Raw genomic sequence first — 21,897 nt, forward strand, 5'->3', positions numbered from 1 at the left:
GATCATGAACCCCAAGGGAGACAACGCGTTTGAAATCGAATGACTGGCTGCACGGATTCCGCCATTCATCCCCCTACATCAATGCCCATCGGGGGCGAACCGTTGTCCTGACCCTGGGCGGGGAGGCGCTCGCCCACGAGAACCTGATCAACATCATCCACGACATCACCCTGCTGAGCAGTCTGGGCGTCAAGCTGGTGGTGACCTTTGGGGCTCGCCCGCAGATCCAGCAGCGCTTTGATCAGGCCGGCCTGGACTCTCGCTTCCACGACGGCCTGCGGGTGACCCCGGAAGATCAGTTGCCGCTGGTGATGGAAGCGGTCGGCGCCCTGCGCGCGCATCTGGAGAGCCGGCTGTCCATGGGGCTGATCAACTCGCCCATGCACGGGGCCCGCATCCGCGTGAGCAGTGGCAACCTGATCACGGCGCGGCCGGTGGGCGTGCTCAACGGCGTAGACTTCGGCTATACCGGCCGGGTGCGGCGGGTCGATGTGGAAGGCATTGAAACCCTGCTGCGGCTGGGCCATATCGTGCTGTTGCCGCCGCTGGGGTATTCACCCACCGGCGATATTTTCAACCTGTCCTACGAGGATGTGGCCAGCCAGGTGGCCTCGGCCCTGAAAGCCGAGAAGCTGATCATCTTCACCGGTGAGGACGGCGTGCTCGACGAGTCCGGCCATCTGATCCGGGAACTGACCGTGCGCCAGGCCCGGGAGCGGCTGGCGGACGGCGATCTGGAAGGTCATGCGGCCGATCTGCTGCGAGCGGCCTGCGAAGCCTGCGTGCGCGGCGTTCGGCGCAGCCAGATCATCAGTTACACCCGCGACGGTGCGGTGCTGCAGGAGCTGTTCACCCGGGACGGTTCCGGTACGCTGGTTAGCGACGACAACTACGAGCAGATTCGCAGCGCCCGGGTGGAAGACATCGGCGGCATTCTCGAACTGATCCAGCCGCTGGAAGAGCAGGGTATTCTGGTGCGGCGCTCACGGGAGCTGCTGGAGACTGAAGTGGATCGCTACACGGTGGTGGAACGGGACGGCACCATCGTCGGCTGCGCGGCGCTCTATGAGTATCCGGCGGAGCAGTCGGGCGAGCTGTCCTGCTTTGCCGTCGATCCTTCCTACCGCCGGGCCGGCCGGGGTGACGACATTCTCGCCGTGGTCGAACGTAACGCGCGCAGCCGGGGCCTGGAGCGCCTGTTCGTGCTCACCACCCAGACCGAACACTGGTTCCGTGAGCGCGGTTTCGAACCCACCAGCGTGCAATCGCTGCCAGGGCCCAAGCTGGCCAGTTACAACACCCAGCGTAACTCCAAGGTGTTCGTCAAACGGCTTTAGTGGCTGGTTTGATCGACCGCTGAATCCGCCACCACGGGCTGCCAGCGCTGATCGAGGGCGTCGAGCTGTTCCCGGCGCGACGCCCTGGATGCTTCGGCCAGCGTCTCGACCCGCTGATAGAACGTCGGGAAGTCCCCGCCGCTGTCCGCCAGTAACTGGCGGAAGGCGGGCACGTCGCTGTTGTACTGACGGAACAGTCCCAGGACCGCATTGTTGACGTGGGCCATGACGCCACCCAGCGGCCCGGGTTCCGGCCAGGTGGCCTCAAGCTGGCGGTAGGCGGTTTTCAGGTCGTCCAGCACGGCGGCCTTGCGTGCCCGCATGGCGTCTTCGGTCATCTCGTCTTGCCGGGCGTACAACGTTTTCAGGTGGCTGGCCGTGTCCTCGATCAACGCCAGCGTCTGGGCGCGCCGCTCCAGCCGGGCCTGGGCTTCCTGATATTTTTCCGGCTGGCCGGTGGCCTGCAGCCAGCGCTTGAGCCCCTCCAGTTCCACCGCCGTGGCGAAGCTTTCGTTAAAGCGGGTGTCGTCGGGAACATAGATCAGTTTGTGGGCCAACTCGTGGAAGATCAGCTCCACCATCCGATCATCCGGCAGGCGGGTCATGCCCGAGTGGATGGGGTCGTCAAACCAGCCCAGGGTGGAGTAGGCGGTCACCCCGCCAATGAACGTGTCGTTTCCCTGTTCGGCGTAGGGTTTGCGGGCGGCGCGGGCGTCGTCCAGGTGGAAGTAGCCGCGATAGGACTGGCAGCCGATGAAAGGGTAGCACCAGGTATGGGGATCCAGGGAAAATTCTGGCGCCACCATAAGGTTATACACGACGTAGGGTTGATCCAGGGCGACGTAATCAGAGAAGGTGTCACCTACGGGCAGGGCCAGATCATCCCGGGCAAAGTCGCGGGCCTGCAGCGCCAACGTCAGTTTGTGTCGCAGGGCGGGTGTTGTCTTTGGGTCTTCCAGGACCTCGTCGATGGGTTGGCGTTGCCAGAGCAGGGACAGCTGGCCGCTGGCGGCCTGATGGTAATAAGCGATGGAGTGACAGCCGGATAGACCAAAGATCAGTAGCAGAAGTAGATAGATCTGGCTAAGCTTTCCCATGATGGATCCTGTCCGTAATGAGCGACCGAACCGGAAATGGCGCCGGTTTGTAAAAGCTTGTCAATGTGAGCGGCAGGCCACTTTCCAGACACTATAATGGATCATGGGTCGATTGCTTCATGATGTGGAGCATGTCACGGCAGGCGGAGTACCCTGCTCGGGCAATCCGGACGCCCTCTGCTTCTACTATTGCATCTTAGGGATTTGATGGAACGACGCGCCAGTCCTCGCCGACCGATCAAGCTTGCCGCGCAACTCCAGGCCACTGCGGAACAGACATGGCCCTGCCAGATTGCGGATTTTTGCGCGGAAGGCCTGTTCATCCGATTCTCCGCCGATACGGATCGCCGGGTCCGACGTGTATTGTCCGAGCAGCAGCCCGACGAGCTGGTCGTTCGTTTCCGGGGCGCCGACGGGCGCAGCACCCATGCCCTTCACGTGCGTGTTGCGCGCCTCATTGAAGGCGCGATTGGCGTGTCCTTTACCCGCTCCAACCCGGATGCGGTCAATGCGATGCTCACCCAGTGCAGCGCCCACCGTGAGCAGGAGCGTGCCCACCTCAAGCCACCCAGCGAGCGGGTGCAGTTTGTCCTTCACCAGTGTGCCAAGTCGGTGGTCCATCATATCGAGCCGTTGATGGCAGAATGCCTGCCGCGGATGGTCAGTGCGCTGAAGGAAGCGGCCCAGCAGGCAAGCTCCGATCAGCAGGCCAACGAACTGATGGATGCCGCCGGCCAATTGGGATCGCGCCAGCGTGCGGTCTGGCACCAGATGATGCTGGCCCTGGAGTCGCCGCTCAAGCCGGAACGCCAGGGCGTGCCGGGCTCGGAACTGTCGCTGGTCGATAAGGGGGAATTCGAGGACTGGCTGACCATCAAGGTGATGGTCACCAAGGCTGACACGATGTACCGGGGCGATCTGCTGCAACTGCGCATGCGACTGGACAAGCTGAACGTGTCCAACGCCACCGGTCACCATAATCCGCTGGGGCCGTCGCTGGTCTGCGAAGCCTTCCACGGCAGCCTGCAACACCTGAAAGTCAGTCGCGAGGTGGAAAAAGTCTGCCTGCGCGTTTTCGAACAGGTGGTGCTCAAGGCACTGGGACCGCTGTATCAGGAACTGAACCAGATCCTGATTCGGCATGGCATCCTGCCGGACCTTGACCTGACCAAATACCTCAGTGATCGGGCACCTCGCCAGGAGGAGCCCAAGCCGGCGCCCAAGCCAAAACCGGTGCCTGAGCCCCTAGCCGGCACCGCGCCCGCGAGAAAGACAGATGCGCCCGCCGGACCCGAGAAAAGCCGTGCCCGAGGGGGACGGGACAGCTTCCGGAATTATTCCCTCAGTGCCCAGAATGCCTTCGCCACCGTCCGCAACTTGCTGGCCACCCTGAGTGCCAGCCGCCTGGAGCGGGGTGATTCCCAACCGCTGCCTTTCCCGGTCAATGCCCGGCCTCTGTCCGCCGGCGAATTCCAGCGTGAGCTGCAGAGCCTGCAGCGGATCCAGGCTGACACGCCGGATGCCGAACCCGCTGAATCCCTGCGTGAACGGGTGGTTGAGAAGGTCAGGGCCGGTGGTGACGTGGGGCTTGACGAAGAACAGCAGGAATCGCTGGATGTGGTGGACCAGTTCTTCCGCAGCGTGGTCGACAGCCCGCGCCTGAACGACTCGGCGCGCCACCACCTGCGCCAGCTCGAAGTACCCGTGCTCAAGGTGGTGCTGCGGGATCGTGCCTTCTTCGATGATCATAACAGTCCGGTGCGGGGTGTGATGAACCGCCTGGCCCAGCTCGGCGTGAAAGGGGGGCGTCTCAATCCGGTGGTCCAGCGCCGGGTGGATGAGATGATCCAGCGCATTGTCAGCGAGTTCGAGCAGGACACCCGGGTGTTCGAGACCGTTCAGGGCGACCTCGACAACCTGATCGAACGTCAGAACCTGGTCTATCGGCGCAACGTGGAGCGGGTCACCGCGGCCGCCGAAGGGGCCCAGAAGGTGTCCGAAGCCAAGCGCGCGGTGAGTGAGTTGCTGGATCAGCGCCTCGGCGGCAAGCGGATACCCAAGGCGGTGGTCAGCATGCTGAATGGCGGCTGGCGCGATCTGCTGTCGCTGACCTGGATTCGCCAGGGTCCGGACAGCCAGCTGTGGCAGGATTACCTGTCGGTGCTCGATTCCCTGCTGGCCTACGGCGAGGACCCCGAAGCCAACGTCAACCTGCCGGAACTGCTGCGGGTCATTCAGGATGGGTTGGCGTCCATCTCCAGCAACCACATGCCCTCGGCCCAGATTCGGGACGAGCTGAAAGCCTTCCTGGTCAAGCGTGGCCCGGAATCGTCGGAATGGGTGGACTTCCCCAAAGCGGAAAGCCCGGAGCCGGCACCCGAAGACAAAGCCAGCGAACGCCAGAAACGCAGCCTGCAACGCTGGATCGGCCGGGCTCAACGGCTGCAAACCGGCGAATGGCTGCGCAACCAGGAGAATCCGAAGGAGCCATTCTACGTACGCCTGGTCTGGGTGGCGCGGGAGTTCAGTCGTTTCGTGTTCGTCAATCACCAGGGGATGCGGGTCGTCGAGCTGGAACTGGAGCCACTGGCGCGTCAACTCCAGCAGGGCATCCTGGTGCCGGACAGCCAGTACGAACGGCCGCTGGTGGACGAAAGCATCGATCGTATGGTGAAGCAGGTTTACGACCAGCTGTCTTGGGTCTCTACCCACGACGAGCTCACCGGCCTGCTGGCCCGCCGGGAATTCGAACGTATCCTGGAACAGCATTTGTCCCGGTCCACGGAATCGCCTCTGGCCCTGGTGGAAATCGATCTGCGTCAGTTCCGGTTGCTGAACGACACCGCCGGCTACAAGCGCGGCGACGACACCCTGGCGCGGGTGGCCGAATGCCTGCGCCGGCACGTGGCAGAGGATCACCCGTTGGCCCGCCTGGGCGGTAACGAGTTTGCGTTTCTCTGTACGGAAGATCAGGCCGAGGGCCTGGCCCGGGGCATGATCGAAGACGTCGAGGCGCTGGACCTGAGTTTTGACGACCGGCGCTATCGCATCAGCGCCTGTGCCGGGATTGTGCCTGTATTGCCGGCACTGGTCACCGCCGAGCGCTGGTTGCGGGCGGCGGACGAGGCGACCAAGGAGGCCAAGCGGCAGGGCAACGGCAAGATCGCCACCTACCGGCTGGATTCGGAGGTGCAGTCGCAACAGGAACAGATCGCCGCCCGCATTGCCGGCCTGGGCAACTTGGACGATGAACAGGTGCTGCTGCGCTGCCAGAAGATCATCCCGCTGCATCCCGAAGCGCGCATGCCAACCCAGTACGAAATCCTGATCAGCATGTACGACGACACGGGGAAATTGATTACGGCGGCCGAGTTTGTGCGCATGGCAGAACGCTACAACCGGATGCAGGCGGTGGATCGCTGGGTGGTCGGGCACATGCTGGACGCCCTGCGGGACAGGCATTCCGGCGCCGACAAGCTGGGCGGTGTGTGCATCAACCTGTCCGGCTATTCGCTCAACGACGAATCGTTGCTGGAATTCATCTACGAGAAGCTGAGCGAAAAAGACGCGCCCATCGAGCGGTTCTGGTTCGAGATCACCGAGGCGGCGGCGATCCATAACTTGCAGGAAGTGGCGGATTTCATGGTCGAAATGAAGGAGCTGGGCTGTCGCTTCTGCCTGGGCAACTACGGCAGCGGTCCGACCTCCTACCAGTACATGCGCACCCTGCCACTCGACCTGATCAAACTCGACGGCGCTTTCACCCGCAACGTCACCCACAACGAGGCGGATCGGGCCATGGTCCGCTCCATGGTGGATATGGCCCACTACATGGGGCGCGAAGTCATTGCCTCACAGGTGGAAGACCGGGATACCCTGGATGCCCTGCGCGGCCTGGGTGTGGATTACGCCCAGGGCTACATCATCGAGAAACCGCAGCTGCTGCATAACGTCCTGAGCTGACACAGCGCTTCATCCCCGCTATGCTGCCCACCTTGGGCATTGCCAAAGCACGGCCGGCGCTGGTCGCCGGATCGCCATCGGCAAGGCCGCCATTCCACAGACCTGCACAGGCCCGAGACGTCCTGCAGCTGTGCTGCCGGGACCACAGCGACTATGTCAAAACGTCATCCCATTATTGCCGTGACCGGTTCCTCCGGTGCCGGCACGACGACCACCGGCCGGATCTTCAGCCGCATCTTTGCCAGCGAGGGCATCCGGGCGGCACGCGTCAGTGGCGACAGCTTCCACCGCTACACCCGGGACCAGATGACGGTGCTGGCGGAAAAGGGACGCTACGGCCAGCGCAACCACTTCTCCCTGGACGCCAACCACGTCGACCGCCTGGAAGGGCTGTTCTACGACTACAGCGTCAGTGGCAGCGGCCAGTTCCGGGAGTACGTGCATGACGAGGACCTGCACCTGATTCGCCAGGGGTATGAGCCCGGCACGTTCACCTCCTGGGCGCCCCTGCCGACGGACACCGACCTGCTGTTCTACGAAGGGCTGCACGGCGGGATCGTCAGTGAGCACTACAACCTGGCCCAGTATGTGGACCTGCTGATCGGCGTGGTCCCCATCGTCAACCTGGAGTGGATGCAGAAGATCTACCGGGACACCAACGAGCGCGGGTATTCCCAGGAAGCGGTGGTCAAGACCATCATCAACCGGATGGACGCCTACGTCACCGACATCGTGCCCCAGTTCTCCCACACCCATGTGAACTTCCAGCGGGTGCCGATGGTGGACACCTCCAACCCGTTCCTGGTGCGGGAAGTGCCCAACGACGACGAGAGCCTGATCGTCATCCGCTTCCGCGATCATCGGGACATCGATTTCCCGTATCTGCTGCAGATGATTCCCAATAGCCACATGTCGCGGCACGACACGCTGGTGATTCCGGGGACGAAGTTGCCGTTGGCGATGGATTTGATTGTGCGGCCGATGGTGCTGGAGCTCATGGCCCACAAGCAATTCGCATAGGGGGGAGGAGCGCCTGAGGCAACGAAGGGCTGCGTTACGCGGTGGTTGAGCGCAACCCCGGTCGGCTCACCTACCAGACGGTATGCCTCGCATCCTGCGCTCCGGGCGCCTTGCCCTTCGTTGCCTCAGACACTCCCGGAACTCACGATAGAGGCAAATCACTGATTATTTGCTGTGCTGCCACTCCCCATCGCGGGCTTCTTGATATTCCTTCACGCACAAAAAAGCGCATAGGTCAGCAACCTATGCGCCAAAGGGGATCACGCAGGGTTCGTGATCGACCATGAGCGGTCAGGCGGTCAGGCGACCGTCCCGGTAGTCCTGCAGGGCCTGTTCGATCTCTTCCCGGGTGTTCATCACGAACGGCCCGTACTGCACGATCGGCTCACCAATAGGCTTGCCGGCGATGAGCAGCAGTTGCGCGCCGTTTGCGCCGGCGGTGACGGTGATGCGGTCGCCGTCACCGAGCACGTTGGCCGCGCTGCGCTGAAGGGCCGTCTCGCCCAGGCTGGCGTCGCCGTCGTACAGGTACAGCATGCCGTTATGGCCTTCAGGCACCGGCAACGTGATCTGGCCAGCGGCATCCAGGTGGATGTCCGCGTAGATCGGCTGGGTACTGCGATCCGCTACCGCGCCGCGATGGTGGTCGCCGTCGATGGTCAACTCGCCCGCAATCAGCTTGAAGCGGCCGCCGTCGAAGTTGATGTCCGGGATCTCTTCCGGCTGGATGTCGCGGTAGCCGGCATCGGTCATCTTCTCCGCCGCGGGCAGGTTCAGCCAAAGCTGGAAACCGCGCATCACGCCTTCTTCCTGCTGGGGCATTTCCGAGTGAATAATGCCTCGACCGGCGGTCATCCACTGCACGCCGCCGTTGCGCAGGTCGCCCCGGTTGCCCAGATGATCTTCATGGAGCATGTGCCCCTCGATCATGTAGGTCACGGTCTCGAAACCCCGGTGCGGATGGGACGGGAAGCCGGCGATGTAATCCGCGGCGTCGGCCGAGCCGAACTCGTCCAGCATCAGGAAGGGGTCGAGCCGTACCGAGGGATGCTGGCCCAGCGACCGCTTGATGCGCACGCCAGCCCCGTCGGATGTCTCGGCACCCGGAATAACCTGTCTGAGGGCACGTTCTGTCATGACTGACCTCCTTCCACGAGGGAAAAGGGACTGCCTGGATCAGGCAGTCAGGGTTTCAATAGTACGCCCGGCTTCCTGCAGGGCACTCTCTTTCTTCTCGTCACCCATGTTCAGGCCTTCGGCGTAGACGAAGTGCAGGTCGGTCAGACCCAGGAAGCCCAGGAACGAACGGATGTACGGCGTTTGCGAATCGTTCGGCGTGCCGGCATAGATACCGCCGCGAGCGGCCAGTACGTAAACCGGACGGTCCTCCAGCAGGCCCACCGGGCCGTTTTCGGTGTAGCGGAACGTCACGCCGGCCCGGGCGATGTGGTCGAAGTAGGCCTTCAGGCCGGACGGGATACCGAAGTTGTACATCGGCACGCCCATGACGATCACGTCCGCATCCTTGATCTCCTGGATCAGGGAATCTGAATAATCCACCACCTGCTGCTGGTCGCTGCTGCGGTCATCGGCGCCGGTCAGGAAGGCACCGAAACGGGACGCATCCAGGTGCGGGACCGGCTCGGCGGCCAGGTCGCGATAGGTGGTGCGAATCTCGCCGTGGGTCTCACGGAGCTGATCCAGCGTGTGCTTGACCAGTTGGGATGATTGTCCGTCCTGGCCGAAGATGCTTGCAGTAATGACGAGAATGTTTTTCATGTTCAATGCCTCCGGTGCGATGCAAAGGGTATGAGGCTATTGAACTGCGTGGGAGGATAAGATGAAAACGGAGAATTCTGGAAGGTTTGTTCAGAATATTTGATGGAGGAGGGCGCGCGCCCCGGAGGGCGCGGCAGAACCGGTGTGGCGGCGCTTATTCGACGTTGCGGGAGTAGAAGATCTCCAGCATTTCCCGCTGCAGACGTTCCGAGATGGATTGCGCTTCCTCGGGATCCAGGTCACTGGCGTTCACGCCGAACACGTAGTTGTCCAGGTTGAACTCCTTGAGCTTCATCTTCGTGTGGAACAGGTTTTCCTGGTACACGTTGACGTCGATCATCTGGTACGCGTTCTGCGTATCTTCGGTCAGGTAGTTCTGGATCGAGTTGATGTCGTGGTCGATGTAGTGCTTTTTGCCGTTCACGTCACGGGTAAAGCCGCGTACGCGATAGTCCACAGTCACCACGTCGGAGTCGAAGCTGTGGATCAGGTAGTTCAGGACCTTCAGTGGCGAGATCAGACCGCAGGTGGACACGTCGATATCCGCGCGGAAGGTGCTGATGCCCTCGTAAGGGTGGCTTTCCGGATAGGTGTGGACGGTCACGTGGCTCTTGTCCAGGTGCGCCACGATGGTATCCGGCAGCGGGCCCGGCGATTCCTCGTTGTCCGTTGGCGTGCCGTCACCCAGCTCGTGCTCGGCGATCAGCATGGTGACCGACGCGCCGTGCGGCTCGTAGTCCTGGCGGGCAATGTTGAGGATATTGGCGCCGATGATCTTGACCACATCCGACAGGATCTGGGTCAGGCGTTCGGCGTTGTACATCTCGTCGATGTAGTCGATGTACGCCTTGCGTTGCTCTTCGGTCCGCGCGTAACAGATGTCGTAGATGTTAAAGCTCAAAGACTTGGTCAGGTTATTGAAACCATGCAGCTCAAGTTTGGTTTCCATCACAGCCCCCCCGGTTAAGGAGATGAATGACAGCGGACACAAGCGCAACTGTGCCGCCAAGGCCGCCACCGGTGTCTGACCAGGATTGCTCACCTTTTGCGCAGACCGGCGGAGAGGGGGCGTATTATGCCTATCCGGTCTGTGGATGGATAGATCGCCCGCCCCCTTTTTTGTAGCGGTTTCCCGCAGTTCGTTCCCGGCCGGGATCCTGCCCGGCAACGGTCATCAAACGGTCAGGAAAACAGTGTAGTACCTCTGCTTCTGTTTCCCAGAGAAGGGCCCTTAATCCGCGTCACGAATCTCGTAATCGTGGGTGATCTCGACGCCAGCCTTCTCCAGCATGATGGAGGCCGAGCAGTACTTCTCGGCGGACAGCGATACCGCACGTTTTACAAGATTTTCCTTCAGGTTACGGCCGGTCACGATAAAGTGAAGGTGGATGCGCGTGAATACGGCCGGCACCGCATCGGCCCGTTCGGCCGACAGCTCGGCGTGGCAGCCGGTAACGTCCTGGCGGGATTTCTGCAGGATGCTCATGACGTCGAACGAGGAGCAGCCGCCCAGGCCCATCAGCAGCATTTCCATGGGGCGCGGGCCTTTGTCCTCGCCACCGTGATCCGGCGGACCGTCAAGCTGGACGCTGTGACCGGTGCCACTGGTGGCGCGGAAGCTGGCACCGCCGGTCCAGTCGATGGTTGCTTTCATAGTTCGGTCTCCTGTGGATAAAGGCGCATGCTACCACAGCCGCGGGAACCGGCGCGCGATCGGGCATGACGGGCGCAAGTGGCGGAAAATCTGGACATTTGTTCTATACTCGGGAGGCAGCCCCCATCGGGCCAAGTTGCCGGGCTACAGCCTTCCTGTTATAAGTGGCTCGCCACTATCGGCATACCGGCCGGATCGTCAGAGCAACGACTCTGTACAGGGGAGATCCGGACACACCGGGCAACATAACAACGATCAGCCCACACGGACGCTGGGTTATTACAACAACACCGGGATTCGCCATTAAGGAGGCACAACAGCATTATGGCAACTATTCTCAGACCGGTTGAGCAGAAGACCAAACACCTCGACTACTTCCTGTCCCAATGCCACCGTCGTCGCTATCCGGCGAAAAGCACCATCATCTACGCCGGCGACAAGAGTGATTCGCTGTTCTACATCGTCAAGGGTTCCGTCACGGTCATCATCGAAGACGACGACGGCCGCGAGATGATCATGGCGTACCTCAACGCCGGAGATTTCTTCGGCGAGATGGGACTGTTCGACAATATGGATTCGCGCAGCGCCTGGGTCAAAGCCAAGACCGAGTGCGAAGTGGCGGAGATCAGCTACACCAAATTCCGCGAGATCGCCCAGCAGGACCCGCGCGTGCTGTATTTCATCGGCGAGCAGATGGCTACGCGTCTGCGTCAGACCACCCGCAAGGTGGGCGATCTGGCGTTCCTCGACGTCACCGGCCGGGTCGCGCGCACGCTGCTGGACCTGTGCAAGGAACCGGATGCCATGACCCATCCGGACGGCATGCAGATCAAGATCACCCGCCAGGAAATCGGCCGCATCGTCGGCTGCTCGCGGGAAATGGTCGGCCGGGTCCTCAAGACCCTGGAAGACCAGGGCCTGGTGCAGGTCAAAGGCAAGACCATGGTGGTGTACGGCACGCGGTAACGCCGCGCCGGCCCATGGTTTCGGAAAAACGGGCTGCGGCCCGTTTTTTTATGGGCGATTGCCGGGGATCTGCGCTTTCTGGTGTCGTCCCGTAGGTTGGGCTGACGCCGGAAGCCCAACATCGGAGGTTAAAGGGACCGCCAATACCGTCGCCTGTCCCGGGACAGGCATGGATCAGCGATATTGGTCGGAAACGTGGGGCCAGTCAGGCATTGTTGGGCTTCCTGCGTCAGCCTAACCTACGTTACTGCGTCTGAACCGCCTCATCGCTGATCCGGTAATACCCGTCCAGCCACTGGATAATTTCCCGCGCGCCAGGATGGTCGCTCTGGCCAAAATGGCGCCTGAGTCGCGCCTCCCGCTCGCCCAGCCGGTCCAGTCCCACATCCTGCAGAGCCATGATGTCCTGCTCCAGGTAAGAGCCCAGTTCCTCGCCCATGACTTCCCGGGCGGCTTTGCGGAAGGCGGCCATGTAGCGGTAGTTCTCCCGCTGGCGGTAGCTGGCGGCCAGGGTGATGGCAGGGATGCAGCTGAGCGTCGGCTGCAAAGCCGGGTTGATGGCGTGACCGGCCAGATGCTCGCCGATGCTGGCCTGACGACCGGTAAACCCGCGCAGATGCAGGAACTGGGACATGCGCGGGCCGTCGTTGACCGGGTAGTTATCCCACAACAATGGCTTGCGGCGCAGCAGGCCGGTCACTTGGACCAGGTTGCCCGGGGAAATTTCCCGGGCGCAGACTTCCTCGCCAGTCCAGAAAATGTCCACCGACGGTGGCAGGTTCTCGCCCAGGGTTTCGAGATAACGGGCCGGGCGTTCGCCGAACACGCGATCCAACACCGGATCGTCGGAATAATAGGTGGGGCAGATGATCAGACGCTCGGCACCGGAACGGTGGTGGATCCAATCGATGATTTCCAGCTGCCGACGGGCCAGTTCCGGGGTGCTGCCGTCCATGTCGTCGAACAGGATCGCGAGATCATCGATGTCCAGGCTGTCGAGGAAAGCGAGCTTTTCGGTCAGCGCCTGACGGGCCCGGTCGTCGAACTGGCGGTACACTTCGAACGGGCTCAGGCCCACGCCAAAGCGCATGCCATGAACCTTGCAGTGGCGGGCGAACCGGCGCAGCGCATCGGCTTCCTCCACCGGATGCAGCTCGTCCCAGCGCCGCCGAAGGAAAGCATCGGCCTTGGGTGCGTAGAGATAAAAACTGTACCCGTGCGGGGCCAGTCGGGCGACCAGATCGGCGCGGGCCTTCCAACTCCAGGGCCGGCCGAAGAAACCTTCAATGATCCCCAGTGGCGTTTTCATTCGATTCCTTTGCGTGGGCGTATCCAGCTAGGTTAACAGCCTGACGGATGCAGGGCACCCGTGCGCTAGCGGGTGCCCGCGGGATAGTGGATCAGGTTGTGGAACAGGGCGGGGGTCGCGTGCGGGTTGCGATAGCCATGCGGCCGATCCGCCGCAAAGCGGCTGGCCTCACCGCTGGCCAGCGGATGCCAGCGACCCTCGATCAGCACCTCCATGGCTCCGTCGATCACGGTCACATGCTCGATCACGCCGGGCTCGTGGGATTCGGACCGGTGCTCAAGACCCGGCGGTAAAGTCAGCTCCATCAACTCGAAGCCAAAGCGGGCCTCAAAGGGAAACAGTGCCCGGACCCTGAGGTCATCGCCGGCCAGGTTCGCGTCACCCTGGTCGTTGGAGACGAACACCAGCGTATCGAGGGGCGCAGGCAGAGGGGTGATCAGCCCGGAGAATGCCGTGTTGAAGCCGGTGGCGATTTTCCAGAGGGTGGCCACCGTCGGGCTGGATTCGCCCCGTTCGATCTGGCCGAGCATGGCTTTGCTGACGCCGGTCGCCTCGGCGGCCCGATCCAGGCTCCACTGTCGCTGCCGGCGCAGCTCGCGCAGGGTGGTGGCCAAATGGGTGGCGATCTCCATGAATTCGCGTCCTTCCTTTTGAGCTTCGGATGGTTCCGGTTGTGCGTTATAGCGCACAAGTGCTACTGTCGCTGCAATCGTGCGCTATAACGCACGTGTTGTCCATCCAGCAGAGGAACAGAGCGTGTCCCGGCCGTCCCTATTTTCGGATCTCTCGCTGTCTCACCTGACCGCCGGCTTTGTCGCGGTGCTGGTAGGGTTCAGCAGCTCGGTGGTGATTATCCTGCAGGCCGCCGAAGCGGCAGGCGCGAGCCAGGCCGAGGTCAGTTCCTGGATCTGGGCGTTGGGGATCGGCATGGGCATTACCAGCGGCGGGCTCTCGCTTTATTTCCGCGAGCCGGTGCTCACCGCCTGGTCGACCCCGGGGGCAGCGCTGTTGGCAACCGGACTCACCGGCTATTCGCTGGCGGAAGCCACGGGCGCCTTTGTCTTTGCGGCCATACTGACGGTCATTGCCGGCTGGACAGGCTGGTTCGAGCGGATTCTCAAACACCTGCCCCAATCCCTGGCGGCGGCCATGCTGGCGGGCATCCTGTTCCAGTTCGGGCTGGATGCCTTCGCGGCCCTGCAAGGGGATTTCCTGCTGGTAGCCCTGATGCTGGCGACCTATGTGATCAGCCGTCAACGGTTGCCTCGATATGCCATCCTGCTGGTCTTGGCTGTCGGTATGTTGGTCGCCGGTTGGCAGGGACAACTCCACTGGGACGGCTTGTCCCTGGCTCTCGCCACGCCGCAATGGACCACGCCGGACTTTTCGTTGTCCGTGCTGATCAGCGTCGGGATTCCGTTATTTATCGTCACCATGACGTCCCAGAATGTGCCGGGGCTGGCGGTGCTGCGGGCCAACGGCTACCAGACGCCGTTGTCACCGGTACTGACGGCCACCGGTCTGGTGACGCTGGTGCTGGCGCCGTTCGGTGGCTTTGCCTACAACCTCGCCGCCATCACTGCGGCGATCTGCATGGGTGAAGAGGCGGGCGAAAAGCGGTCGGCACGCTATCTGGCGGCGGTCTCCGCCGGCGTCGTCTACGCCATCGTGGGGCTGTTCGGCGCGACGGTCGTGGCCCTGTTTGCCGCGTTTCCCCAGGCTTTCGTCGTGGCGCTGGCGGGGCTGGCCCTGCTGGGGACGATTGGTAACAGCCTCCATGCCGCTCTGGACGATCCCGGCGATCGCGAGGCCGCCTTGATCACGTTCCTGGTGACCGCGTCCGGGTTGACGTTGTGGGGCATTGGCGCCGCTTTCTGGGGACTGGTCGTCGGCGTGCTGGTGCGCCTGTCACTGCAACTGAGCAAAAAATAGAATGCGGGCGGCTCAGCGTGTAAAATCGGCGCTCTTTTGAACGGCAATTCCGACAACAGGCCCCACGCACTGCGCCGTTAGCATCGAACATCACGGGGCCGCCAGACACATCGGGGCAGGGTATGGGCAGAGCCTACCAAAACCGCAAAGATTCCATGGCCAAAACGGCCAATGCCAAAACCAAGGTCTACAGCAAGTACGGCCGCGAGATTTACGTTTGCGCCAAGCAGGGCGGTCCGGACCCGGACGGCAACCTGTCGCTGCGCAGCCTGATCGATCGGGCCAAAAAGGACCAGGTGCCGACCCACGTGATTGATCGGGCCCTCGACAAGGCCAAGGGCGGCGGTGGCGAGGACTACTCGGCAGCCCGTTACGAAGGGTTCGGCCCGGGCCAGGCGATGGTGATCGTCGATTGCCTGACCGACAACCCCAACCGCACCTTCGGCGACGTACGTGCGTGCTTCACCAAGACCAAGTGCAAGATCGGCACCCAGGGCAGCGTCAGCCACATGTTCGATCACTGCGCCATCTTTGCCTTTGCCGGTGAGGATGAAGAAGCCGTGCTGGAAGCGTTGATGGAAGCGGATGTCGACGTCACCGATATCGAATCCGAAGACGGCAAAATCACCGTGTTTGCGCCCAACACCGAATACGCCAAGGCCCGCCAGGCCCTGATCGAGGCCTTCGGTGAGATCGACTTCGACGCGGACGAAATCCAGTTCCTGCCACAGACCACCACACCGGTGACCGGCGAGGACGCCGAGATGTTCGAGAAATTCCTCGACATGCTCAACGACCTGGACGACGTTCAGAACGTGTACCACAACGCCGAACTGTAAGGCGCTTCGGCCGGATGGTGTCCCCATCCGGCCGGCCACTCCGTGCCCCATATTTGTAACGCCATTTCTTTGCACCGATAACGCGCTCGACTAAGCTCCTTTCGTAACCTGATGGAGTGTGAGCATGGGCGTACTGATGGTCGGGCTCGTCGTTTTCCTCGGCGTGCATTCCGTATCGATTTTTGCCGAACCCTGGCGCAACCGAACGCTGAAAAAACTCGGCGAAGGCCCGTACAAGGGGCTCTATTCGCTGGTGTCGCTGCTGGGGCTGATTCTGGTGATCTGGGGCTACGGTCTGGCGCGCCAGGAACCGGTCGTGCTCTACACGCCGCCGACCTGGACGCGTCACCTGGCGATGGTGCTCCTGCTGCCGGTCTTTCCGCTGCTTTTTGCCACGTACCTGCCGGGCCGTATCCAGCACACCGTCAAGCACCCGATGCTGGTGGCCATCAAGCTCTGGGCCGTCGCCCACCTGCTGGCCAACGGTATGCTGGCCGACGTCCTTCTTTTCGGCGCCTTCCTGGCCTGGGCGGTGGTCGACCGTATCTCCCTGAAACGCCGGGTGCCGCGGCCCACGCCCGAATTGCCCTACCGTCCCAGGAACGACTGGATCGCCGTTGGCGGCGGGCTGGTGGTCTATCTGCTGTTTGTGCTGTGGTTACACCGGGCGTTAATCGGGGTCTCTCCCATGGGAGGATAGCCCCGGACGATGCCCCGAGGACCGCGCTTCGATTTTGAGCCCGGGCGTGACCGGCTTCAGACCCGGAACTGACTGACCAGTGTGCGCAGGTGCTCGCTGAGCTGGGCCAACTCGTGGCTGGCTTCGTTCGTCTGTGTGACACCCTCATCACTCTGCTGTGCGGCTTCGACAATGCGGACCACATTCTGGTTGATCTCTTCGGCTACCTGGCTCTGCTGTTCGGCCGCCGTGGCAATCTGTGTCACCTGATTGTGGATATCGTCCACCGAACGCTCAATGGTGTTCAGGGTGCTGGTGGCGTGATCGATGCGCTCGACGGTGCTGTTGGAAAGCTCCCTGGACGAACGCATGATCTCGACGGCGGCCCGGGACTCTGTAATAAACCCATCGATCATCGTTCGGATCTGTGCGGCCGATTCGCCGCTGCGTCTGGCGAGTTGGCGAACCTCGTCGGCGACGACGGCAAACCCACGCCCATGCTCGCCAGCTCTGGCGGCCTCGATGGCGGCATTCAGGGCGAGCAGGTTGGTCTGGTCGGTCACCTCGTGGATGACGTCGAGCACGGACTGGATCTCGTCGCTACGGGCGGCGAGTGCATCGATGGATTCAGCGCTCCTGAGGATATTCTCGGAAAGCTCACGCACTGAGCGTTGAGAGGACTCGATGGTCCTTCCACCTTCTTTCGCCAACTGGTCCGCGTCCGCTCCGGCAGACTGCACATCATTGGCGCTACGCGAAACCTGATGGATCGTGGCCGCCATCTCATTGATGGCCGAGGCAATCTGGTCGGTTTCCGCCCCCTGGGTCTGAACGGAGCGACGGGTTTCTTCGGCAACCCGGCTCAGTTCCTCTGCGGCTGAAGCGACCTGGTGGGTGGTGTCGCCAACGTCACGGATGGTCTTCTGGATTTTGGTGACGAACGCGTTGAAGCGATGGCCGAGTTCAGCCAACTCATCCTGTCCCTGGTCAGGCAGGCGCTGGGTCAGATCCCCTTCGCCCTCTGCAATTTCCTGCATGGTGCGGCTGACGTTGGCGAGCGGTTGGGTGACCGTCCGACCCACCAGCATGCCGAAGGCAATGGCGATCAGAACAACGACGCCCGTGACCGCTAGTATCGATACCTGTGCCGCCCGAATGTTCTTCGAAATCTGGGCCCGGGCCGCCGCGATGGTCTTGTCGACGCTGGTCACGTAAACACCGGTGCCAATGACCCAGTTCCACTTGTCGAGTACCACTGAATAGGAAATCTTTGGCTCCACATCACCCGTCGCCGGGTTCTTGCGCTTGTAGGCGTAGAAGCCGCCGCCGTTGCGGCCCGCATCGAACAGGGCTTTGAGCAGCGCCTTCGTTTGTGCCGTGCTGTTCTTCACATACCCTTCGGCACTGGGGTTGGGGCGGAATGCCAGGTTAAAGGAGTCATCCGTGTAAGCAAAAATGTAGTTCTTGTCGCCGAAACCCATGGACCGAATGGTATCGCGAACACGGGACTTGGCCTCGTCTTCGCTGAGTGTCGTGCTGCTGTAATCCGCATCGATCGCGGTTCGAACGGCTTCAACGATGTGTTTCAGACCGGTCTTATGCGCCTCGATAAGGTTGTCCCGCAGGCGCTGTATCTCGGCCTCACCGTTGGATTGCAGTTGGGCCGTGGTTATCCACGCAACAACAGCAGCCGTGATCAGTACGGGAACCAGGATCGCAATAAGCAGGCGCGAACGAATGCGCAGTCGCTGGAAGAACGCCATGGTCGGGACTCCGGCAGAAATTGGACTTTATTGAGATTCGCCAGTATCCGGATCTGAGTGCACATTTCTACTGAAAAATGTAACGATGGTTTGCTGGAGGGAACTGCATTTCACTATGCAAAACTTAATCGGTTGGAGAAGCCAGGCTGGAAAAGGTCGATCCAGCGCTAGTGCCGGATTCGGATATCGTATCGATACGGATTGTGGACTTGGTGAACGGGCCCTATGATGACTCTGCCCATTAAAAAGGAGAGTATTCATGGCTAAAAAGAAACGCACACCCACCCAGCACAGCCAGGTCCAGCGCGACCTGCGTTCACCGCTGTATCGCATGCAGGTGGTCAAGGACAAAAGCCGCTACAACCGCAAGCGCGACAAAGCCGTCCGGTCCGAGGATTTTCGAAAGGCAGCGTGAATCGCTGTTTTCCGCAAATCCTCGGCCCTGTGCCGTTTGCCTGAGCTCCGCTCCCGTCTCAGTGGGCGGGATGACCCACGCAGACCAGCGCCGTCGGCGCAAAGCCTTCCTCCAAACCCAGTGCCTGACCAACGCCCCAATCGTTGAATGCGCCGACAATCACCGACCCCAACTCCAGGGCGGTTGCCTGTAATTGCAGGTTTTCGGCGACCGCGCCCGTCTCGATGTACGCGTAGCGGATGCCCCGCTCGCCCTGTGGCGGCTGCTCGCCAAACAGGTGGGCCATCATTGACAGGTTGGCGCTGATTGCCAGCAGTAGCGGCGCCTGGGCGAGCCAGGGCTGATCCTCGATCGCGAGGCTTTGCAGGGTGGCTCGGACATCGCCGATCCCCGTGGCGTGCAATTGATGGTGAAGCGAGTCATAGCGATAGACGTCCGGCACCAGTTCACCCACCTCGCCGGTAATGACCTGCAGTTGCAGCGGATAGGCCTGTTTGGCGGAAGGCGCGGTACGCCGATGGGTTTCCGGGTCGTACCCCTGCCCGGCCCAGAGCAGTTGCGACAGGCTGTCGATGGACAAAAAGCGCCGCGCATATTGGCGACAACTGCTGCGGGAGGCCAGCGCGGTTTCCAGGGGTACTTGGCTGTTATGGAGTGGATGGGGCAGGTCGATGGCGGATTGGGCAAGGTTGGCTGTTTCCATCGGTCGTCAGTTCCTTTTGCGAGTCGAGGGAAGTCTTAATGGGTTTCAGGTCAGGGGCTTGAGGTAAACGTGCTGGGTCTTGGTCCGGTTGAAACCTTGATTCTCGTAGAAGGGGTGTGATGCCAGACGCGCTTCGTTGGAGCGCACCACGATCTTGCCGAGACCCCGCGCCCGGGCCCAGTCCTCGGCGGCGGTTACCAGGGCCGAACCCACGCCTTTGCGGTGGCTGTCAGTGCCCACGATCAGGCCGACGATTTCCGCCTTCTCGCCGGACTCCAGTAGCAGGCGCCGTTCGGCCGCAATCCAACCCAGAAGCCCTTCACCCTTACCATCAGCGACCGCAACAAACCGATCCGGTTGTCCCAGCAGGCCGTCGAGCCGGCTGACGATGTCTTCCGTGGACGACGCATACCCCAGGGCCGTGGCGAGACGGGCAATGTCCGGGGCATCCTGGATCGTAGCCGGGCGAATCAGCATGGTGGTCTACCTGTCGGTGGATCGGTACGATTCATCCTGCCCCATTGCCAGGATGACGGCAAGATGACAGCTCAGCGACGAGGCCCGGTTGGCGCTAGCTGATACGGGTCAGCTGGCCGCCTTCGGCGATGTAGAATTGATTACGCCCGTTGTCCTTGGCCTGGTAGAGGGCGTCGTCTGCGCGCTGCAGAAGATTCTCGATCGTGTCATTGGGAACCGCCAGGGCGCCGCCGATACTGACGGTGATGGCCGGTGTGTCCGCAGCGCTTTCTACCGTGCGCCGGATGCGTTCGCCGATGCCCTGCAGATGGTCGCCATCACAGGGGGCGAGCAGCACCAGGAATTCATCACCGCCCCAGCGAGCGGCGTGATCGTAAGGCCGAATACACGTGCGCAGGCTGGAGGCAATCTGCCGCAGGACGCCATCACCGACGGCATGCCCCAGAGTGTCGTTGATGTTCTTGAAGTTGTCGATGTCCAGCCAGACGATGCCGAATGTCCGCTGCTCGCGTCGAAAACGCTGGAACTCCTCGGCGAGCAATTCGTTCATGCCGCGCCGGTTGAGCAGCTCCGTCAGGTGATCTTTGCGGGCCAGGCGGTGCAGGGCGTCGGTGCGCTCGCGGACGGTCTCCTCGAGCTGGCGGGTGTGCTCGCGAATGCTGGAGGCCAGGACGTCGAAATGCTGCTTCAGCCGACCCATTTCATCCGAGCGAGGCGATGGCTTGCGAGGTGACAGGTCACCCTGGCGAACCCGTTCCATGGCGGCTTCAAGCGAGATGATCGGATTGATGATCTGACGGCGAATGGCCAGGTTGAAGGCCACCAGCGTCAACAGGAGAGCCACCACAAAGACGCCAATCAGGGGCGCAAAGGTGGTCAGCGGCAGCAGCAGGTTCAAGTCCAGCAGGGTGATTTCATACCAACCGATGGACGGCAGGTAGGTGATGCCTGCCAGGTGCCGCTTGCCATCAACGTTCACAAAACCGGTGGCCACCCGGTAGCCCTGATCCGACTCTTCCCGCAGCGCCGTCATGGTGCGGTGGAACCAGTCCCGATCAACAGGGCGGTCCAGCAGGAGGTCGACGGTCTTCTTCTGGCCTTCGGGTTTGACGAAACTGGCGTAGTCGATGTACTCGCGGTCGCGATAAAGCTGAATGGCGCCATTGGCGTCCACGAACAGCGTGTTGATGCCGGGCTGCTCCAGATCCACAATCTGCTGCAGGAAAGGTTCCAGGTCCATGCCGGTCCCGGCCACGCCGACAATTCGGCCATCAACTTTCAACAGGACATCGATCCAGAGCTTGGTGACGCCAAGCGCCTCGTCCGGGTTGACGTTGAGGTGGAAATCCCGGCGCTGCTCGATCAATTGGTAAAACCAGATGTCCGCGGGCTTATTCGGGTCCAGGTGATAGCGCAGTTGCTTACCGGCGAATTCATTGGCGGCGTTGTTGTAGTAATACGCGCCGTTATCCTTCAACGCCAGAAAGTAGTTGCGACCGGCGAAGTTATGGCGGAAACGTTCCATTTCGGCAATGGCGGCGGCCTTGAGTCCGTCGTCCTGGGGGTGCCTGGCCCATTTCTGGATGATGTCGGAATCCGTCATCTGGTGCGCCAGGCCGACTTCGCGCTCGATGTTCTGCAGCAGGCGGGCGCTGTCGTAGCGCACCTGGATGTCGGCGATGTTGGCGCCCCAGCGCTCGATAATGCCTTCCGCAATACGCTGGAAGACGACCCAGGAGGCCAGCGAAGAGGCGACGACCAGCAAGGAGGCCAGCAGTAGAAAACGGGTTTTAAGCTTCAAAGTCCTTCGGTTCCCGGTGAGAGCGGTCAGTTGGCGTGTGCCGTTGCCCGGAAGGCGTCCTGGTCAATCCCTGAACGGTCATGATAGGCGAAGTTAGTAAACGATGACTACAGTTGCGAGTCGCTTTTGGGGCGTTGTCATCGGCCTGTAGCATTTCCGGTCG

The 21,897-nt window shown here is 61.8% G+C and carries 19 protein-coding genes; 8 read left to right on the forward strand and 11 right to left on the reverse strand.

Translation table 11 applies throughout. The features are described from left to right. Positions 1–29: 29 nt before the first annotated feature. Entirely contained in the window at positions 30–1,337 is a 1,308-nt protein-coding gene (gene argA / locus J3364_RS11725) for an amino-acid N-acetyltransferase (protein WP_349558523.1), read from the forward strand. Here argA and J3364_RS11730 read toward each other — a convergent pair. Beyond that, positions 1,334–2,434: an aminopeptidase gene (locus tag J3364_RS11730; RefSeq protein WP_349558524.1), complete on the reverse strand. Its 1,101-nt coding sequence runs from the start codon at positions 2,432–2,434 to the stop codon at positions 1,334–1,336. The two genes, argA and J3364_RS11730, sit on opposite strands and share 4 nt — an antisense overlap. A gap of 207 nt (positions 2,435–2,641) precedes the next feature. Here J3364_RS11730 and J3364_RS11735 point away from each other — a divergent pair, with 207 nt between their 5' ends. Continuing rightward, positions 2,642–6,397 (forward strand): DUF1631 family protein, encoded by a 3,756-nt coding sequence (locus J3364_RS11735; protein WP_349558525.1) that lies wholly within the window; start codon positions 2,642–2,644, stop codon positions 6,395–6,397. Positions 6,398–6,550: 153 nt separating this feature from the next. After that, positions 6,551–7,417: a phosphoribulokinase gene (locus J3364_RS11740; protein ID WP_123635193.1), complete on the forward strand. Its 867-nt coding sequence runs from the start codon at positions 6,551–6,553 to the stop codon at positions 7,415–7,417. Positions 7,418–7,708: 291 nt separating this feature from the next. Here J3364_RS11740 and J3364_RS11745 read toward each other — a convergent pair whose 3' ends face one another. The 4 genes from J3364_RS11745 to J3364_RS11760 form a co-directional block, all read right to left on the reverse strand. Further along, positions 7,709–8,554 carry a pirin family protein gene (locus J3364_RS11745; protein WP_349558526.1) on the reverse strand — a complete coding sequence of 282 codons (846 nt, stop codon included), beginning with the start codon at positions 8,552–8,554 and terminating at the stop codon, positions 7,709–7,711. A 39-nt stretch (positions 8,555–8,593) separates the two neighbouring features. Then, the gene (locus tag J3364_RS11750; protein ID WP_349558527.1) at positions 8,594–9,196 is read right to left on the reverse strand and encodes an FMN-dependent NADH-azoreductase; all 603 of its coding nucleotides are present in this window, start codon (positions 9,194–9,196) and stop codon (positions 8,594–8,596) included. Positions 9,197–9,350: 154 nt separating this feature from the next. Continuing rightward, complete coding sequence (speD, locus tag J3364_RS11755; protein ID WP_123635196.1) at positions 9,351–10,145, reverse strand: adenosylmethionine decarboxylase; 795 nt, start codon at positions 10,143–10,145, stop codon at positions 9,351–9,353. Positions 10,146–10,427: 282 nt separating this feature from the next. Next, positions 10,428–10,850, reverse strand: coding sequence for an OsmC family protein (locus tag J3364_RS11760; protein WP_349558528.1), 423 nt, complete (start codon positions 10,848–10,850; stop codon positions 10,428–10,430). Between the two features lie 324 nt (positions 10,851–11,174). Between J3364_RS11760 and crp the strand changes: the two genes are divergently transcribed. Continuing rightward, positions 11,175–11,816, forward strand: a complete 642-nt coding sequence (crp, locus tag J3364_RS11765) for a cAMP-activated global transcriptional regulator CRP (protein WP_004579976.1) — start codon at positions 11,175–11,177, stop codon at positions 11,814–11,816. A gap of 244 nt (positions 11,817–12,060) precedes the next feature. Here the strand turns inward: crp and J3364_RS11770 are convergent, their stop codons facing one another. Next, positions 12,061–13,125 carry a beta-N-acetylglucosaminidase domain-containing protein gene (locus J3364_RS11770; RefSeq protein WP_349558529.1) on the reverse strand — a complete coding sequence of 355 codons (1,065 nt, stop codon included), beginning with the start codon at positions 13,123–13,125 and terminating at the stop codon, positions 12,061–12,063. A 65-nt stretch (positions 13,126–13,190) separates the two neighbouring features. Beyond that, complete coding sequence (locus tag J3364_RS11775; protein ID WP_349558530.1) at positions 13,191–13,757, reverse strand: helix-turn-helix domain-containing protein; 567 nt, start codon at positions 13,755–13,757, stop codon at positions 13,191–13,193. Between the two features lie 124 nt (positions 13,758–13,881). Between J3364_RS11775 and J3364_RS11780 the strand changes: the two genes are divergently transcribed. The 3 genes from J3364_RS11780 (at position 13,882) to J3364_RS11790 (ending at position 16,596) form a co-directional block, all read left to right on the forward strand. Continuing rightward, positions 13,882–15,057, forward strand: coding sequence for a benzoate/H(+) symporter BenE family transporter (locus J3364_RS11780; protein ID WP_349558531.1), 1,176 nt, complete (start codon positions 13,882–13,884; stop codon positions 15,055–15,057). Positions 15,058–15,179: 122 nt separating this feature from the next. After that, complete coding sequence (locus J3364_RS11785; protein ID WP_349558532.1) at positions 15,180–15,896, forward strand: YebC/PmpR family DNA-binding transcriptional regulator; 717 nt, start codon at positions 15,180–15,182, stop codon at positions 15,894–15,896. Positions 15,897–16,020: 124 nt separating this feature from the next. Then, the gene (locus J3364_RS11790) at positions 16,021–16,596 is read left to right on the forward strand and encodes an NnrU family protein (protein ID WP_349558533.1); all 576 of its coding nucleotides are present in this window, start codon (positions 16,021–16,023) and stop codon (positions 16,594–16,596) included. 56 nt (positions 16,597–16,652) lie between these two features. Here J3364_RS11790 and J3364_RS11795 read toward each other — a convergent pair whose 3' ends face one another. Next, positions 16,653–18,338: a methyl-accepting chemotaxis protein gene (locus tag J3364_RS11795; RefSeq protein ID WP_349558534.1), complete on the reverse strand. Its 1,686-nt coding sequence runs from the start codon at positions 18,336–18,338 to the stop codon at positions 16,653–16,655. Positions 18,339–18,597: 259 nt separating this feature from the next. Here J3364_RS11795 and J3364_RS11800 point away from each other — a divergent pair, with 259 nt between their 5' ends. Then, positions 18,598–18,753 carry a hypothetical protein gene (locus tag J3364_RS11800; protein WP_349558535.1) on the forward strand — a complete coding sequence of 52 codons (156 nt, stop codon included), beginning with the start codon at positions 18,598–18,600 and terminating at the stop codon, positions 18,751–18,753. A gap of 58 nt (positions 18,754–18,811) precedes the next feature. On the opposite strand, the gene J3364_RS11805 is transcribed toward J3364_RS11800, so the two are convergent. The 3 genes from J3364_RS11805 to J3364_RS11815 form a co-directional block, all read right to left on the reverse strand. Further along, positions 18,812–19,456: a SagB/ThcOx family dehydrogenase gene (locus tag J3364_RS11805; protein ID WP_349558536.1), complete on the reverse strand. Its 645-nt coding sequence runs from the start codon at positions 19,454–19,456 to the stop codon at positions 18,812–18,814. Positions 19,457–19,501: 45 nt separating this feature from the next. Next, a complete protein-coding gene (locus J3364_RS11810; protein ID WP_349558537.1) occupies positions 19,502–19,933 on the reverse strand; it encodes a GNAT family N-acetyltransferase in 432 nt (143 codons plus the stop codon). Positions 19,934–20,027: 94 nt separating this feature from the next. Beyond that, positions 20,028–21,734 (reverse strand): GGDEF domain-containing protein, encoded by a 1,707-nt coding sequence (locus tag J3364_RS11815; RefSeq protein ID WP_349558538.1) that lies wholly within the window; start codon positions 21,732–21,734, stop codon positions 20,028–20,030. Positions 21,735–21,897: the final 163 nt, after the last annotated feature.

The organism is Marinobacter sp. NFXS9 (assembly GCF_040148665.1).
In the GTDB taxonomy this organism is placed as follows: domain Bacteria; phylum Pseudomonadota; class Gammaproteobacteria; order Pseudomonadales; family Oleiphilaceae; genus Marinobacter_A; species Marinobacter_A mangrovi.